The sequence below is a fragment of the Paraburkholderia sp. BR10141 genome (assembly GCF_056155635.1).
On the sequence record NZ_JBMIQH010000067.1, the window covers coordinates 1 to 15,463 of the forward strand.

At 63.6% G+C, this 15,463-nt stretch carries 16 protein-coding genes; 6 read left to right on the forward strand and 10 right to left on the reverse strand.

Features of this window, described 5'->3' with window-relative positions:
- Together ACOJB8_RS39620 and ACOJB8_RS39625 are read right to left on the reverse strand one after the other, a co-directional pair.
- Nucleotides 1-1,020, reverse strand: a 1,020-nt coding sequence (locus tag ACOJB8_RS39620; protein ID WP_475017660.1) for a GNAT family N-acetyltransferase, incomplete at its 3' end; no start/stop codon positions are given.
- 35 nt (nt 1,021-1,055) lie between these two features.
- Nucleotides 1,056-1,943, reverse strand: coding sequence for a class I SAM-dependent methyltransferase (locus ACOJB8_RS39625; protein WP_141710754.1), 888 nt, complete (start codon nt 1,941-1,943; stop codon nt 1,056-1,058).
- Nucleotides 1,944-2,337: 394 nt separating this feature from the next.
- Between ACOJB8_RS39625 and ACOJB8_RS39630 the strand changes: the two genes are divergently transcribed.
- Nucleotides 2,338-2,610, forward strand: a complete 273-nt coding sequence (locus tag ACOJB8_RS39630) for a hypothetical protein (RefSeq protein WP_368727880.1) — start codon at nt 2,338-2,340, stop codon at nt 2,608-2,610.
- Between the two features lie 18 nt (nt 2,611-2,628).
- Nucleotides 2,629-2,913, forward strand: a complete 285-nt coding sequence (locus ACOJB8_RS39635) for a hypothetical protein (protein ID WP_141710756.1) — start codon at nt 2,629-2,631, stop codon at nt 2,911-2,913.
- A gap of 66 nt (nt 2,914-2,979) precedes the next feature.
- Here the strand turns inward: ACOJB8_RS39635 and pstS are convergent, their stop codons facing one another.
- On the reverse strand, nt 2,980-3,996 hold the full coding sequence (gene pstS, locus ACOJB8_RS39640) for a phosphate ABC transporter substrate-binding protein PstS (protein WP_475017671.1): 1,017 nt from the start codon (nt 3,994-3,996) through the stop codon (nt 2,980-2,982).
- A 528-nt stretch (nt 3,997-4,524) separates the two neighbouring features.
- On the opposite strand from pstS, the gene ACOJB8_RS39645 reads away from it, so the two are divergent.
- The gene (locus ACOJB8_RS39645; RefSeq protein ID WP_342946371.1) at nt 4,525-6,069 is read left to right on the forward strand and encodes a hypothetical protein; all 1,545 of its coding nucleotides are present in this window, start codon (nt 4,525-4,527) and stop codon (nt 6,067-6,069) included.
- A 71-nt stretch (nt 6,070-6,140) separates the two neighbouring features.
- On the opposite strand, the gene ACOJB8_RS39650 is transcribed toward ACOJB8_RS39645, so the two are convergent.
- Entirely contained in the window at nt 6,141-7,028 is an 888-nt protein-coding gene (locus tag ACOJB8_RS39650) for an NmrA family NAD(P)-binding protein (RefSeq protein ID WP_368603035.1), read from the reverse strand.
- Nucleotides 7,029-7,232: 204 nt separating this feature from the next.
- Here ACOJB8_RS39650 and ACOJB8_RS39655 point away from each other — a divergent pair, with 204 nt between their 5' ends.
- Nucleotides 7,233-8,099, forward strand: coding sequence for a helix-turn-helix domain-containing protein (locus tag ACOJB8_RS39655; RefSeq protein WP_368618440.1), 867 nt, complete (start codon nt 7,233-7,235; stop codon nt 8,097-8,099).
- 44 nt (nt 8,100-8,143) lie between these two features.
- Here the strand turns inward: ACOJB8_RS39655 and acuI are convergent, their stop codons facing one another.
- From acuI to ACOJB8_RS39680, 5 genes are all read right to left on the reverse strand, one after another.
- Nucleotides 8,144-9,127, reverse strand: coding sequence for an acrylyl-CoA reductase (NADPH) (gene acuI, locus ACOJB8_RS39660; protein ID WP_475017663.1), 984 nt, complete (start codon nt 9,125-9,127; stop codon nt 8,144-8,146).
- Between the two features lie 54 nt (nt 9,128-9,181).
- Nucleotides 9,182-9,820 (reverse strand): acrylate utilization transcriptional regulator AcuR, encoded by a 639-nt coding sequence (gene acuR / locus ACOJB8_RS39665; protein WP_475017665.1) that lies wholly within the window; start codon nt 9,818-9,820, stop codon nt 9,182-9,184.
- 58 nt (nt 9,821-9,878) lie between these two features.
- Nucleotides 9,879-10,892, reverse strand: a complete 1,014-nt coding sequence (locus ACOJB8_RS39670) for an SLAC1 anion channel family protein (protein ID WP_069266343.1) — start codon at nt 10,890-10,892, stop codon at nt 9,879-9,881.
- A gap of 121 nt (nt 10,893-11,013) precedes the next feature.
- Complete coding sequence (locus ACOJB8_RS39675) at nt 11,014-11,601, reverse strand: flavin reductase family protein (RefSeq protein ID WP_342946366.1); 588 nt, start codon at nt 11,599-11,601, stop codon at nt 11,014-11,016.
- A gap of 131 nt (nt 11,602-11,732) precedes the next feature.
- A complete protein-coding gene (locus ACOJB8_RS39680) occupies nt 11,733-12,683 on the reverse strand; it encodes a DMT family transporter (RefSeq protein ID WP_475017668.1) in 951 nt (316 codons plus the stop codon).
- Between the two features lie 116 nt (nt 12,684-12,799).
- On the opposite strand from ACOJB8_RS39680, the gene ACOJB8_RS39685 reads away from it, so the two are divergent.
- On the forward strand, nt 12,800-13,606 hold the full coding sequence (locus ACOJB8_RS39685) for a helix-turn-helix domain-containing protein (RefSeq protein ID WP_368603040.1): 807 nt from the start codon (nt 12,800-12,802) through the stop codon (nt 13,604-13,606).
- Between the two features lie 90 nt (nt 13,607-13,696).
- Nucleotides 13,697-13,915 (forward strand): hypothetical protein, encoded by a 219-nt coding sequence (locus ACOJB8_RS39690; RefSeq protein WP_028207581.1) that lies wholly within the window; start codon nt 13,697-13,699, stop codon nt 13,913-13,915.
- Nucleotides 13,916-14,001: 86 nt separating this feature from the next.
- On the opposite strand, the gene ACOJB8_RS39695 is transcribed toward ACOJB8_RS39690, so the two are convergent.
- Nucleotides 14,002-15,195 (reverse strand): porin, encoded by a 1,194-nt coding sequence (locus ACOJB8_RS39695; RefSeq protein ID WP_475017672.1) that lies wholly within the window; start codon nt 15,193-15,195, stop codon nt 14,002-14,004.
- Nucleotides 15,196-15,463 lie beyond the last annotated feature (268 nt).

Here is a 15,463-nt window from a genome sequence, read left to right on the forward strand (position 1 = left end):
CTTGTAGTCGCCGTGCAGCGGCCGAAAGTCGAAATCGCGGCCATGGGCCTGGGCCCATTGCGCGATGGATTCGATCAGCAGGTTTCCCACCGAAAACACGCTGAACGCCTCGTCATAAGTGGTGATCAAATACTCGACGCTGCGCGCGCCAACGAGATTGACGGATGCCGCCACCGGCTGCCCATCGACCTGCACGTAGGCGACGAGCGGCTGGGTGGTCAGATCGGTTCGCCTGGCAAGCTCGATGAAGAAATCGCGTACGCGGTCGTCCATCAAATAGGGCGACTCAATTCCACGCTTGAGCGCCCATTGGCGCTTGTTGGCGAATAGCCACCTCAATACGCGCTCGGTGTCCTCGGCGTTGCTGCACCATCCAAAACTGACCTCGCCTTCGCGCCGTAGCCGCTTCGCACTCGAACGCAGCGCGGCGCGCAGCGTCGAGTGCCGCGTGGCGAGGAAATCGTTCCATGTGGGCGCGGCGCGCAGGTTGATCGAATAGCCGGGCATCACGCGCCAGCGCTGCGGCAGCGCACGCTGCACCCAGGACTGCGGCGCGGCGTCGAGCGCATGTTGCAGCGCGCTGCCGTTTTCGAGCATCGGAATGTGGAGCACGTCGGCGTGAATCCGCAAAACGGCACGGACTGCCGCATCGTAAAGTTCCGCGCGCCGGGTGTCAGCGATCAGCGGGCCGCCGTATTCCTCGCCGCATCCGCAGCCCAGCGCCCGGGCCGTTCGCCACGCGCCTTCGCGCGTAATGACAACGGGCCATAGCGCCAGAAGGTCACGCGCGTCGTGCACCGTCGCGACTTCGACCTTTGCGCCGCTCTTCAGTGCCGCCGCGACGGCTGTCTCGCAGTAGGCAAAGCTGATGAATGGCGAGTGCGCCTCGGTTCCGGATATAAGCGCACGCCATTGGGGCTCGAATGCACGAAACGCATCGACGGTCTCGCACGTGCGCAACGCGTACCGGAAGGAAGCAGCCGGCGACGACTCGTATATCGCCACGACGGAGGTCGGCACTTGCGTCTCCTGAATGAATTCGTGGTGCTTGTGATTCAGCCTTCAATGGAAGTGCTGAGGCGGTCTTTAGTCGTAATGCGGCGATTGCGGTCGGCGAATGTGTCAGGGCGTGCGCCGCGCACGCTTTGCCAGACGACGACGTTCTCGTGGTCCTCAGGTCCGAAGCCGACTTCGTCGCGATCGTACGGAAATACGCCGGCGAACCAGCGCTTCAACTGGCGGGAGCCGTCGAAGACTTCGCCGCACACGGGGTTATCGTAGACGATGAAAAGATGCTCGATGGTGCCGCTCGCAAGGCCCGCTTCGAGTTTCTCGAGCAACGACGCCATCAGCTCGGGCCCGAATGGATTGAACAGAAAGACGACCACGTTGCCCGACGGCACCTGCAGATCGGCGACATTGGCGTGCAGCGCGCGAATGGGCGGCCGTTGTGGGAAGCGCCGCGCCACGACGGTCGCGTTCGCGTTCGCCGTTCGCACGAGGTCCGCGCTGATGTCGTAGCCCAGCGCCAAAGCAAACGGATACTCGGAGGCGACGATCATCGGCCGGCCTTTACCGCAACCGATGTCCATGAACGTATAACCGGTGATATCGCCCAGGGTGTCGAGCGCGCGGCGGATGATGGTCGGCTGCGAGCCCATGTAAGGCCTGAGTTGGGCGGCAAGATCGCAGTCGCGCTGCAGCGCGTTGGAATCGACCAGTCCGCTCGTGTTCGTGCCGTACAGGAGATCGATGGGGTGGCGCCGCAGACAGCCGGAATATACTGCGCGCAATACCGGGACGCGAATGCAGATGCGCCGTATCGGCGGAATGAACATCGCGCGCTGCACGCTGTCGGGCAACCGGGCCACGACATTCAGCAACGGTTGCTTCAGTGCGCGTCCGAGCGCGAATCGGGGGCCGCCGTGTGTCGTTGTTCGCATGGATCGATACGTTGTGAACCTTCTGGAAAGGGGTTGCCGATCCACCATCATCTCGCAGCGCGTCGCCAGGTCGCCGCCATTCACCGGTTGTATTTCGACAAAAGGCTCGAATTCGTGGCTTACTAACGAGTGTCATATGGTCGGCGTAATGTGGTGAGTGGTGAGCAGAGAGCCAGATCGTCATGGGTGGCGTGCCCTTTTTCCCGTTGTCCGGCGAAAGCGCTTTCATGGCGACTGCGTCCATACTCTCCCTGATGTTTCCGCCATTATTTCCGTGCCTTAATGAGTGTTCTCGCCTGGTTCGGCGGGAGTCATGCTCCGGCTTCGCAAGGTATCGGTGCAGGCGGGTCTCCAGGTTTTGTCTACGCAATACTCAATCGGAAGAGGCGAGACGATGAACGCGCGAGTAGATGCTGAAGCGCGCCGTAAGCGGTATGCAATGCACCGCCTTGGCCTGGCAATGAAGCGGCTGATGAACGCCGAAGCAGAACCCGATAAATTGATGGCGACGCGCTGGGTGAATGCCTGGAGCGCTTCCGTCGGCGAGCGGTGGTTCGCGGCAAGCCCCTATGGCAGGCTGAGTCAGGCGGCGTTAATCCGTGCCCCGTTAAAAGGCGCGACAGGTTCCCGTAATGTGCGGAAATCGGGAAGGCAATCGTCAATATGAAACAAAACGCATATTTAATTGACCAATGGGGCCGCGAAACGATATTGTCATAATTTAGACATTTCCGCGTTTACCTTGGCTCTTGCAGAATACGAAACCACCCATCCTTTGAGCGTTGAACTGGATGGCGTGAACTACGCGGGTACTTACCGCGTCATGGCCGGAAGCGTCATTGTCTACTTCGAAAGTGAAATCAAGTTCGCGCAGTACGGGACGAATCGCCCCGAGATCATCGCGCGCTGGGTGTTGACGGACCTCTGCCGTAAATCCGATTCCCGCAGGCGCAAAGCAGGCAAGCGTTGATTAGCGCACGCCGTCACAGAACTTCGCCCACGTTTTTCATCTACCCAGGCAACGCGCTTGTTGACGCTACTGCGCGCTAGCGTCCTTCGGTGCGACGTCGTCGCTCTTGCCGTCGTGCCATTGCGCGCGGATTTTCGTCACGACTACGGCCGGCAGCGGAATATAGTCCAGTGCCTGGATCGTCGGCTCGCCGTGCGTGAGCGCCCAGTCGAAGAACTTCAGCGTTTCAGCGTTGCGCGCAGAGTGATCCGGTGTCGCCTGCAACAGCACGTAGGTCGCGCCCATCACGGGCCATGCGTCCTTGCCCGGCTGATTGGTCAGCACCTGAAAGAGCGAGCTTGACCAGTCCGCATTCGCGGCCGCTGCGCTGAATGTGTCGATGCCCGGCTCCACGACCACGCCCGCCGCGTTGGTCATCGCCGTGTAGGTCAGACGATTCTGCTTCGTGAAGTCCCAGGCGACATAGCCAATCGCGCCGGGCAGGTAGCCCACGAACGTGGCGACGCCTTCATTCCCTTTCCCGCCTATCCCCAATGGCCAGTGAACAGTGGTGCCTTCGCCGACCTTGCGTTTCCATTCGGGGCTCACCTGCGAGAGATAGTGCGTCCAGATCAGCGTCGTGCCCGAACCATCGAGACGCCGCACGACTGCGATCGGCGTGTTGGGCATCTTGATCTTCGGATTGAGCCGCACGATGGCCGGGTCGTCCCAGAACAGGATCTTGCCGAGAAAGATCTGGCCCAACACCTCGCCGTTCAGCATCAACTGCCCGGCCTTGATGCCCGGGAGATTCACCACCGGCACCACGCCGCCGATCGCGGTAGGAAACTGCCGCAATCCGTCCTTGCTCAATTGCTCGCTCGTGAGCGGGGCGTCGGAGCCGGCGAAATCGACCGTGCGCGCGACGATCTCCTTGATGCCGTCCGTGGAGCCTGTGCTGCGGTAGATCACCTTACCGCCGCCGGATTTCTGGTAGGCGGTGGCCCAGTGGGAGTAGAGGGGGGCGGCGAGCGTGCTGCCGCATCCGGTCACGTCTTCGGCGCTGGCCGACAACGTGCAAATGCCGCAAACGAGCGCGGCAATCAGGGGGCGCAATGGTCTCACGAGCCTCTCCCGTTATTCATGTTTTCTGGGAAGTCGCGGAGTCTGTCTGGTCCGCGTACTGTCAATTACAGGATGGTGACAAGCAGGATTCAAATTGAATCCTGCTATCGTGCGGCGGTTTTATGACGAAGCGTTACGTGCGTGCGCACGAACAGATGATGAGGATAACAAACGAAATTAGTCTGCATCGGAAAACAGGCTGAGCCGTTCGATTTCCGCAGAGGAAATCGCGTGAACGAAGCCGCATTGCCTGCAACGAATCTTTCACAAAATTTCGCTACGGTAAGCAGGATTGACCCCGCGTTCGTCCTGACAAAACGCTTGTAATTCCTTTCGGAGACGCTACAGATGGCCATCAATACCCTTCGCCCAGTAGTTCGCGGCCCTTGTTTTGCCGCACGTCCTTCCCGACTTGCTATTGCCGCTGCCCTGGTTTGCGCCAGTGCAGGCGCATCCGCTTCCGCGCAAGATACCGGCGCATTTTTCGGCGGTTCGGGCCTGCTCGTCGTGAGCCGCAGTGTCTACGACAATGTGTCGAGCAACGTCACCCCGGGCATGACGCTGCCGCCCAATTGCAATAGCGCGCAGGCGAGCTGCCCCACGGGCGGCGCGCCCACTGACGGCACGTATCCGGCCGTCTGGAACAACGCGCTCTACGATCCGAGCTTCGGCATCACGGCGCGCATTTTCCTCGATACCATTACGCCGGGCGGCCAGGTCGTCCACACGCTGGAAGTGCCCAACAGTCTGCATCCGGGCCATGGCCACGACCAGCTCGTAACGAGCTTCAGCTCCAAGTCCGAACTCGGGCTCAACCTCTCGCGCGACGGCCGTTACCTGACTTTCATGGGCTACGTTGCGCCGGTCAATACGATCGACGTATCGAACTCGAATACGCCGGGCGCGATCGATCCGACGAATCCGGATGGTCAGGCGTTCTATCGCGCCGTCGCGCGGCTCGATGCCGAAGGGCACTTCTCTTTTACGGAGACGAATGCATACAGCGGCAATAACGGCCGCGCCGCATTGCTCAACAACGGCAACGACAACGGCGAAGGCAATGGCGTTTACTTCACGGTGGGCAACGCAGGCAACGGTTCGAATCCGCAGCCGGCAGGTGTGATTCTCGGTGCAGGTGCGCAATTCATCGAGGCGACGCATCAGCATGAGGCGCAGCAAACGCCGGGCACGCCCACGCCGCTCGCGAGCTTTTCGGTCACGCAACTCGGTGCGAAGGCCGACAAGGTCGGCAAGGACGACAACTTCCGCGGGCTCACCGTCTTCAACAACGTGGTGTACTTCACGAAGGGCAGCGGCGGCAACGGCGTGAACACAGTGTACTTCGTCGACACCACGGGCAAGGCGTGCCCTTCGGGCGGCGTGGGCGTGCCGGTGGCGGGCGCGAAACTGCCGTCCAACCCGCTCGCGTACGACGCCTCCACGTTGACGACCAGCGGCTTGCCGAGCAACGTATGCGTGCTCGCGGGTTTCCCCGCTACGCCGAACAAGACGGCGACGACGCTCTCGTATCCGTTCGGCCTGTGGTTCGCCAACGCCAATACGCTCTATGTGGCCGACGAGGGCGATGGCTATTCGGGCGGCACGGACCTCTACACGCACGCCGCGCAGCAGACCGGTGCAGGCCTGCAGAAGTGGGTGTACGACGCCGGAACGAAGTCGTGGAAGCTTGCCTACACGATCCAGAACGGTCTGAATCTGGGGACGTCGTACACCGTGGCCGGTTATCCGGTGGGCACGAACAGCGCGACCGGCCTGCCGTGGTCGCCCGCCACCGACGGCCTGCGTAACATCACGGGCCACGTCGAGCAGGACGGCACGGTCACGATCTGGGCGATCACCTCGACGGTGAGCGGCAACGGCGACCAGGGCGCGGACCCGAATCGCCTCGTCGCCGTGCGCGACGTGCTGCGCAACACCACGGCTTCGGGTGCGGCGAACGAGCGTTTCGTGACGCTGCGCAACGCGGGCTTCGGTGAAGTGCTGCGCGGGGTGTCGCTTGCTCCGGGCGGCCAGTTCGGCAAGTGGTTCTGATCGCCGCGCAGTCATGCACTGAAGGCCGGGCGTGCGTAGCGCCCGGCTTTTTTGTCACTGCGGCGTGCACGCTATTGGCTCTTGAATTTCGCAACGAGCGGCCCGAACACGTCGCTTAACGCAGTCATGCCGAAGCGCCGCTCGCTGCGGCTCGCTTCCACGTCGATGCGGCCGGTGTTGTAAACGTCGTACAGATCGGTGATGAGCCGGCCGTGCTTCTCGCTGAGTCCGGCTTTGAGAAGCATCGGTGCCCACGATTCGCGCGGCAGCGCATGAGGCGTGATCGTGCGGCCGCTCGCAATGCTCAATGCCGTCGCGATGTCGTTCACGCTGACCCTCTGCGGTCCTTCAATGCTCACGATTCTCGGCGTGCCGGACTGATGCGATTCGAGCAGCAGTTCGGCGCTCGCCGCGCCAACGTCCTGTGCGGCAACCGTGGGAAAGCGGCGCTCCAAAGGCAGATGGAGGCTTGGCAGCGCACCGGTTGCGAGCGCGCCGGGCAAGAACGCCGCCCAGTTCTGCATATGTTCCGCCGAGCGCAGCAACACCAATTGCGTGGCAATGGGTTTCAGCTGCTTTTCCAGGTAGTGATAGAGCCGCGTGATGCCGGTATTCAACGGCAGCTCCGCGCCATAGTCGGAAATGGCGAGCAGCGTGGCGGGCGGGTTTTCGCGCAGGGCATCGGTGGCGACGTCGATCGTCGTGCGCATGGTCGCTTCGGGATCCGTATCACCGGATGGAACGGGACATAGCAGCTGGACGGCGTGTGCGCCCTTGATCGCGGCCGCGACCGAGTGCGCGTCTGTCAGGTCGGCGAGTGCGATTTCGCAGCCCAGCGCCGCGAGACTCTCGCCCTGACGAGCGTGGCGCACCACGGCGCGCACGGGCTTGCCCGCGCGGCGCAACGCGGCGGCGGTGACGCGCCCGGCTTTTCCCGCTGCTCCAAAAATCACGAACATGATCGCTTTCTCCTGGTGTGCGTGGTCTGCATCATCGTAGGCAGACGAACGCCGTATGGCGCGCAGGAACGGATGGCCTTGGACAGAAACGGATGATTGAATACGTCCACCATGGCGCGGTGCGCGAGCGTGGCCCGAATCCAGTAAACTGGCCGCAAACATCGCACGAATTCCCGCACGGCTTGAGCGTCGAAAAGGATTGCCATGAGCGCACTGACTGCAGATCCGCACCGGCACGCTGGAACAAGCGTCAGCCTGCGTTCGAGCGCCGGATTGGGCTGGCAGGGCGGTGGCGCCGAACTGCTGCGTGTGAGTGCGGGGCAGCATCGCTTTCCCGCCATGGCGTACCACCGCCTAGGCATTCATGTCGGCATGCCGGTGCGTGCGCGATGCGCCTGCGACGGCCGCCGTCAATCGCGGCTCCAGGCGCACGGCGACGCGGATGTGGTGCCTGCCGGGGTCGAAGGCGAATGGACCGATGATGCGGACTGCATGATTCTGCGCGTGTGGTTCGACGACCGCTTCGTGCGATCGATTGCGGAGCAGATGGAGAACCCGTGGGGTAAGCGCGAGATCCGGCCGCATCTGCAGTTGCGCGACCCGCGCATCAATTCGCTGGCTGGCGCGCTGCTGGCCGAGATCGATGCGGGAACGGCTTGCGATCCGCTATTTGCCGAGAGCATTTCCACGGCAATGGTCGTGCGGCTGCTCGGCGGCACGGGCGCATCAGAAGGCCGGGGCGCAACCATGCTTGCGACACACAAAGCGGCGCGCGTGACCGATTACATCGAGAGCCATCTCGATCGACGCCTCACGCTCGGCGAACTCGCGGCACTCGTCGACCTGAGCGTGCCACATTTCAAGGTCCTGTTTCGCGAAACGCTGGGGATGCCGGTGCATCAATACGTCGTGCGGCGGCGCGTCGAACGCGCGAGGGCGCTGCTCATCGAAGGCAAACTCAGCCTGAGCCAGGTGGCGCTCGAAGCGGGCTTCGCGCATCAGAGCCATATGGCGCACTGGATGACGCGGCTTCTCGGCGTTACGCCGCGCGCGTTCGCGAATCGTTCGTGAACGCGGCGACATCGTGAATCGTCGAATCGCCGCGGCTGTGCACGTTACCGGTTGACGTCCACCACGAGCCGCCCGCGCACATGTCCGGCGAGCAGATCGCTTGCGGCGGCAATGGCCTCGGCCAGGCCGATTTCTCGCGTAATCATGTCGAGCTGCTTCAGATCGAGCGTCTCTCCCAACGCGTGCCAGGCTTGCTGCCGCTGCGCAAACGGACGCGTGACGCTATTGATGCCGAGGAGGCTCACGCCGCGCAGAATGAATGGCGCGACCGTCGCGGGAAGATCCATGCCTTGTGCCAGGCCACAGGCAGCCACCGCTCCATCGGCGCACAGGCTTGCGCAGACATTTGCCAACGTGTGGCCGCCAACCGAATCGATCGCGGCAGCCCAGCGCTCTTTTTGCAGCGGGCGGCCCGGCTCCGATAGCGAGGCGCGGTCGATGACTTCGACGGCGCCAAGTTGCTTCAGATACTCCGCCTCTTGCAGCCTGCCGGTCGACGCCACCACGCGATAGCCTCGGCGCGTGAGCAGTGCGATGGCAAAACTGCCCACGCCACCGCTCGCGCCCGTGACGAGCACGTCGCCGTGCGCGGGCGTGATGCCGTACCGCTCGAGCGCGAGAATGCAGAGCATGGCCGTGTATCCGGCCGTGCCGACTGCCATCGTTTGCCGCGGCGTAAAGCCCGCCGGCAGCGGAATGAGCCAGTCGCCCTTGACGCGCGCCTTCTGCGCGAGCCCGCCCCAATGTTGTTCGCCAACGCCCCACCCGTTGAGCACGACCGCGTCGCCCACCGCGTAGGCAGGGTTCGCGCTTTGCGCGACCGTCCCCGCGAAATCGATACCCGGAACCATGGGGAAGCTGCGAACGACCGGGCCTTTGCCCGTGATTGCGAGGCCGTCCTTGTAGTTCAGCGTGCTATAGCCGACATCGACGAGCACGTCGCCTTCCGGCAGGCGCGCTTCGTCGAGTTCGGCAACGCGCGCTTCATACGATCCGGATTCCTTATCAATGACGATGGCCTTGAACATGATGCATCTTGCTCCTGAAACGGTGAACGGTTGGCGTTGCCGCGGCTCACGCGCTCACGCGCGAGGCAACCCCGCGATGAAACCCCTAAAAAATGTCTCGAGTGGAGCCGCGCTGCGCACGAGCCTGGCGCGCAGCACGGCGCCTTCCCAGCCTATCCAGAAGAAAGCGGCGAGTGACGCAAGGTCGATTCGCTTTGCGAGTACGCCTTCGCGCTGGGCCTCGTGCAGGCACGCCACGATGCGCGCTTGCCAGCCCTGCAGAATGCGTTCGAGCGTGTCGCGGAAGTCGTCGGGCAGGATGTCCACCTCGACGCCGAGATTGCCCACGAGGCAGCCGCGTGTATAGCGGTGGCGGGCCATGCCTTTGCTGGCGTCGTCTACGAAGGCGCCGAGCCGCTCGAGAGCAGGGCGCGTGTCGTCCTGCAGCCAGCGGTCGAGCTTCGCGCAGAAGTACGCATCGTACGCGCTCATCAACTCGCGCCCGAATGCTTCCTTGCTGTCGAAGTAGTGATAGAACGAGCCCTTGGGAATGTTCACCCGCTTGAGCAGGGCATCCAGCCCCGTGGCCGCGAAGCTCTGTTCGGTCAGCATTTCCATGCCGGCGCGAATGAGCGTGTCGCGTGTGTCGGCGTGCGCGCGCGGATCTTTCGGCGGCCTGCCGCGGCGCGGTTTGGCGGCGATGATCGGTTCCATGTCGCCGATATTAGACCGATCGTCTATAAAATTCAAGCACGCAGTTGTGGTCGAGCTGCTAGCGGGCCAGCGCTTCCAGTTCTCCCCGCAGCACGCCCCACAATGTGCGGCCGGCCAGCAGGAACAGCAGCGGCGTGACCGTCGCGAGCAGAACGATCGCGATGCCGTGCGTGATGGGGCCCGGAGCATGGTCGGCGTAACGCTCGGCGCAACTCACCGAGCCCGCGAGCGGAAAGCTCACGGCCCACCACGAGAGCCGGAAGGGGCAGGTGATCGCGAGATAGCGCAACCGGCCGACGAGCACAGTGAGCAGGAACAGCGTGAGCATGTAGAGCGCATCGGCGAAGCGGTCCACTTCGCCCGTCACGGTCACATAGGCCGAAAAGCCCACGGCGAACGGCGCGAGCAGAATGAGGAGCGTCGGCTGCAGATTGTTGGCCATGGGCTCCTCGAACATGAGGCGCGAAAAAATCAGCGTGAAGAGCGGCACAGCGAAAAAGAGCCCCACGGCGAGCGCGAGCATCAAGACGCCGTTCACGCCCGTGATCTGGATGGCGGGCGTGGCGAGCGGGATGTCGATGAGCCCTACGACGGGCACGATCCACGCGGGTGTGGCATGGGACGGATGCTGACGCTGACTGAGCCAGCGCATGATCACGAACCACGCAAACACGATCATGCCGATGGCGCCGACGATCCACACCGCGCGCGCGAACGGCACGCTCACGTCGGCAAGCGGGATGGGCAGCAGTAACAGGCTGATGAACAGCGTCCCGAAGAGATTGCTCGCAATGGGATGATTGAATTCGGCTTTCACGGCATCGGGGCCGGTGACCCATTTCACGGCGTACCCGAAGCCGATCATCAGGAACGCCAGCACGGCGAGCACGCCGATCAACTGCGCGATCCACAGCGGCACGCCGTACATGCGGTGCGCGAGCCGCCACGCCGACGAGAGCCCGGCAAGCCCCATGACCGAGCCGAACAGCGCGACGGGCAGGTAACCGAGTCGTCCGGCTTGCGCGGTCGCCTTGGGGCTGCCAAATGATGCCGGCGTATCGAGATCGCTCATGCGTGGCTCCTGTGCCGCTTGAAAACACGCCAATAGATGTTTTCAAATATATGCAATGCGAAATATTTGTGGCGATTTCACACCACACGCGAATCATAGCGGCCTGATCGCGTTGGTGCGCTTACGCGAGTTCGCGTGCCTTAATCGTGTCGCTGGCACGCACGAAATTGCCGGCCCCCAGATGGTGGATCGTGTGCAGGTCCGCGTTGCTGCTGTCGAGTTCCCAGTGGCCATTGCGGAAGACACGCGGCTCGGCCGCGGCAGCGATCACTTCGGCGAAGCACGTATCGTAGGCGTCTTCGGTGTGCCGTTCGGGAATCAGGCGGCATTCCATCCACGCGCAGCAGCCTGCTTCGAGCAGGGGCAAGCCGAGCTTCGGGCCCGTAATGGCGGCGATATCGAAACGCTGGAACTTGTCGGTCTCGCGGCCGCTGACGCTGCCCACGGCGTAGGTCAGATCGATTGCGGCGGCGCCCGGAATGATCACGCCGAACTTGCCGCTCGCGTTGATGAGTTCGCGCGTGAACGTGCGCTTGTCGATCACGATGGCGATGCGCGGCGGTGTGAATTCTACGGGCATCGACCACGCGGCCGCCATGACGTTGCGGCGCTTGCCGTCGCTGCTGGTGACGAGCACGGTGGGGCCGTGATTGATGAGGCGGCTCGCGTGTTCGAGCGCTACGGGCGTAAAAGTCGAGAGGGTTTGCATCGGGTGCCGGATTCGAGGTGAGTCGGAACCCGAGCGACTTTACCTCAGAAAGCGCAGGCGTGCGGCGAGACGCCGTCACGCCAACCGAAAGACCGTAGATGCCGCGTAATTCGGGTACTTTGTTGATCGAATCAGGAAACCCGAGCGCCGTTTGCGTTGGCGGCACGACGGCCGAAAGCCTGGCGGACCCAGCTTTGGGCGTTCACCACCAGCAGGCCGATCAGCACGAGCGCCGATCCAAACAGGAACGCGGGCTCTACGCGCTCGTGCAGCAGCGCGACGCCGAGGGCCACGCCGAACAGCGGCGTCATGAACGACAGTATGCCGAGGCGCGCGGCCAGATAGCGGCGCAGCAGCCAGAACCACACGAGATAGCTCACGAACGAGACGAGCAAGGTCTGGAATGCGAGGGAGGCCAGGGCGAGCGGCGTGCCGTGAAAATGCGCCTGGCCGGTCAGGAACGAGAACGGCACCAGCGCGACGAAAGCACCCGCCAGTTGATAGAAGAGCGTTTGCGTGGCGGGCGCCTCGCTCAGGCGGCTCGTGCGCACGACGACAGTGGTGAGCCCCCACGCCGCGCCCGCGCAAAGACCCATGAAGTCTCCGAGCAGCCACAACGGCGAGCCCGGGATGTCGGCGCCCAGTAGCGCGGGCCCGAGGAACGTGATGGCGATGCCCGCGAAGGCGATCGCAATGCCGCCCCATTGCAGCCGCGCGAGGCGTTCGTCGGGCAGGCGCAGATGCAGGCCGATTGCCGCGAACATCGGCGCGGTATAGAGAAACACGGCCATGTGCGAGGCATTGGTCCAGCGCAGGCCCATGGCCACGAACACGAATTCGAGCGCGAACAAGCCGCCTGTGACGAGCCCCGCGCCGCGCGCCACGCCCGGCAGCCAGCGCTCGCGCGAAACGAGCTGGTTGAAGAGCCACACGAGTGCCGCCGCCACGCCCGAACGCAGCCCGATCTGCAGCATCGGCGGGATGTCCCCGGCCACCGCCTTGATCGCGACCTGTTGCAGACCCCATGCGAGGCAGAGCGCCACCATGATGGCCACGGCCGTTGCGTCGACTTGCTTTCTCATTGCGGGCTCACTGATTTGAAGGATTCGGCTGAAGTTTGTTGGCAGTGGGCGTAGTATTGATGCGACGGGATGCGCGCATATAGCGCAAAACTGACAATCGATAGCCCCAGACCGCCATGCCCAAAACACCTGCCCGTGCTCGCCCGGCGCGCTACCTGCGCCTGCCGCCGTTCACCGACGTGCTGCCCACGCCCGTGTTCTTTCGCATGGAGCACATGCCTTCGCATGCCACCTATCCGCAGATGTGCCACCCGTGGGGCGAGTTCGTCTACGCGTTCAGCGGCACGACCGAGGTGAAGGCGGGGGACGAGCACTACATCACGCCGCCGCATCTCGGGCTGTGGATCGCGCCGGGCACCGAGCACGTGGGCTTCAACGAGCAGGAGACCGTGCATTGCTCGGTCTACATCAGCCGCGACCTGTGCACGCGCATGCCGGCAACGAGCTGCGCGGTGATGGTGTCGCCGCTCGTGCGCGCGATCCTCGAGCATCTGCGTGTGACGCTAGCGGAGGAGGAGGGCGAAGCGCAGCGCGCGCGTTTGTTGCGCGTGCTCGTGGATCAGCTGTCGACCTGCGCGACCACGGGCAGCTTCGTGCCGCATACCGACGACGCCGATCTCAACGCTATCCTCCAGGTGCTACGGCAGAATCCCGCCGACAATCGCTCGCTTGCAGAGCTTGCCGATGCGTTTCACATGAGCGAGCGCACGCTCATGCGCCGCGCGCAAAACGAGCTCGGCATGTCGTTGACGGAATGGCGCCAGCGCATCCGGCTCGTCAACGCGCTGCCGATGCTGCATGCCGGGCGCAGCGTCGAGGCCGTGGCGCTGGATCTGGGGTACGCCACGTCGTCGGCTTTCATCGCAATGTTCCGACGATTGACGGGCACGAGTCCCGGACAGTTCGTGGCCCGTACGCGTTGAACATAGGGCTGCGCGTAACGTCGATTACGAAGCCTTACGAAACCCCACAAAACCCTAAAGATTCCCTGTGCGCGCGCCGTTAGAGCAGGCATGAAAGCCCTACTCACCCAAACCGACGCACGCTTCATCCTGTCGATCGCCCTCGAGCTGGCCGAGAGCCAGGCCGCCGCGGCCGGGGTTCAGCTCGAATCGGCGGCAGGATCGGCGATTACCGACGACGTGATCGTCGCCACGCTCTCGCAGTTCGCACCGACCGTGACGATCGACGAGTTTTACGGCCTGCTGGACCGGCCGGAGGTGCTGCACTGAGCGGCGCCGCGGCCGGCAAAGGCAAGCGGGCGCTCATGGCGTGAGCACCCGCAATTTCGTTGCGCAAGCAACGAAACTTCGGAGTATTAGAACTTCTGACGCAAGCCCACGCTCACGATGGCTTGCGACCGCGTGGCCGACGAGTGGCCGTTGCCCTTGTCGGACACCGAAGCGGTTGCCGCGACCGGATTGCCGGCGGCGTCGAGCGTCATGCCCGCTGCATGCTGGTAGCCCGCGAGCAGATACACCGTCGAGCGCGTCGAGAGATCATAGGTCGCGCCCACCGAAACGTTGTGGTACTGCGCGTCTTCATCCACACCTTCCACGGCGCTGCCCCGCGTATAGCTGTAGCCCGCGAACAGATGCGTGCGCGGCTGCACGTTCCACTGCGTGAAAATGCCCGCGATATTGAAGATCGCATTGCCCGAAAACAGCGAATTCGCGCCCGAGCGATATTGCACGTTGCTGTAGTTCACGCCGACCACGGCGGGACCGAAGTCCCACGTTGCGCCCGCCGCCACCACCTGCTGCGATTGCGCGCTCGCATAGCCTTCGTTGATCGACGAGTTGAACGTACCGTCGTACGTGCCTTGCCACTTGCCGTAGGTGGGATCGTCGAGGCCGGTCTTGCTGTTGTCCGATCGTTCATAACCCACGCCCATGCGCAGCGGGCCGTTTGCGTAGCCCGCGCCCAAGCTCCAGGTGTTCTTGCGCTTCATGCTGCCCGCCTGGCCGCCGAAACCGTACAGCGCACCGAACGTGAAGCCCCCGTAGTTCGCGCTCGTGTACTTGATCGAGTTGTCGACGCGCGTGGTCTGGTCGAGGTCGTCGATGTCGCCCGGATGCGCGCCGAAGCCGCCGATGAAGTTCACGGGCGCGACCGGCCCGACGAAGTCGTCGAGCGAGGTGTACTGGCGGCCCATGGTGAGCGAGCCGTAACGCTGGTCCGAGAGGCCCACGAAGGCCTGACGGCCGAACAGGCGCCCGCTCTGGCCCGAGGTGCCGTTCGTGATGTCGAAGCCGTCTTCGAGCAGGAAGATGGCCGCGAGCCCGTTGCCCAGGTCTTCCTTGCCCTTGATGCCCCAGCGGCTGCCCGAGAGGTTGCCGGTGGAGAGGCCCACGTTCGAATGGCCCGTGTAAGCGCCGGTGGTGCCGCTGCGCTCGTTGCTGCGATACGTGATGCCGGCGTCGGCGATGCCATACAGCGTGACCGAGCCTTGCGCCGATGCGATGCCGGCGAGCGAGAACAGGACTGGTGCGGCGAGCAGGTGTTTTCTCATCATTTGTTGTATCAACGTCTAAAGATCGCCTGTTGAGCGATTTCTGGTTATGCGCGCACACGCCTGCGGTCTCGCGAACGAGACCGCAGGCATGAAACGCGGGGAGGGAAAAGTGCTGCGCGGGGCGCGTTAGCGCTTGAGCGTTGCGCCAGGCGGCAGCCCCGGCGTGCTCACGGTGATGGTCTTGCGGACCCTCCCGACGTCTTCGGCGCTCACTGGCGCGCCGGTGTTGCCCCAGCTCGCACGCACGAAGGTGGACACGTCGGCC

Coding starts and splice junctions, on each gene's coding strand:
- ACOJB8_RS39625 (WP_141710754.1), bottom strand. CDS start 1,943: ATGCGAACAACGACACACGGCGGCCCCCGATTCGCGCTCGGACGCGCA.
- ACOJB8_RS39630 (WP_368727880.1), top strand. CDS start 2,338: ATGAACGCGCGAGTAGATGCTGAAGCGCGCCGTAAGCGGTATGCAATG.
- ACOJB8_RS39650 (WP_368603035.1), bottom strand. CDS start 7,028: ATGTTCGTGATTTTTGGAGCAGCGGGAAAAGCCGGGCGCGTCACCGCC.
- ACOJB8_RS39655 (WP_368618440.1), top strand. CDS start 7,233: ATGAGCGCACTGACTGCAGATCCGCACCGGCACGCTGGAACAAGCGTC.
- acuI (WP_475017663.1), bottom strand. CDS start 9,127: ATGTTCAAGGCCATCGTCATTGATAAGGAATCCGGATCGTATGAAGCG.
- acuR (WP_475017665.1), bottom strand. CDS start 9,820: ATGGAACCGATCATCGCCGCCAAACCGCGCCGCGGCAGGCCGCCGAAA.
- ACOJB8_RS39670 (WP_069266343.1), bottom strand. CDS start 10,892: ATGAGCGATCTCGATACGCCGGCATCATTTGGCAGCCCCAAGGCGACC.
- ACOJB8_RS39675 (WP_342946366.1), bottom strand. CDS start 11,601: ATGCAAACCCTCTCGACTTTTACGCCCGTAGCGCTCGAACACGCGAGC.
- ACOJB8_RS39680 (WP_475017668.1), bottom strand. CDS start 12,683: ATGAGAAAGCAAGTCGACGCAACGGCCGTGGCCATCATGGTGGCGCTC.
- ACOJB8_RS39685 (WP_368603040.1), top strand. CDS start 12,800: ATGCCCAAAACACCTGCCCGTGCTCGCCCGGCGCGCTACCTGCGCCTG.
- ACOJB8_RS39690 (WP_028207581.1), top strand. CDS start 13,697: ATGAAAGCCCTACTCACCCAAACCGACGCACGCTTCATCCTGTCGATC.
- ACOJB8_RS39695 (WP_475017672.1), bottom strand. CDS start 15,195: ATGAGAAAACACCTGCTCGCCGCACCAGTCCTGTTCTCGCTCGCCGGC.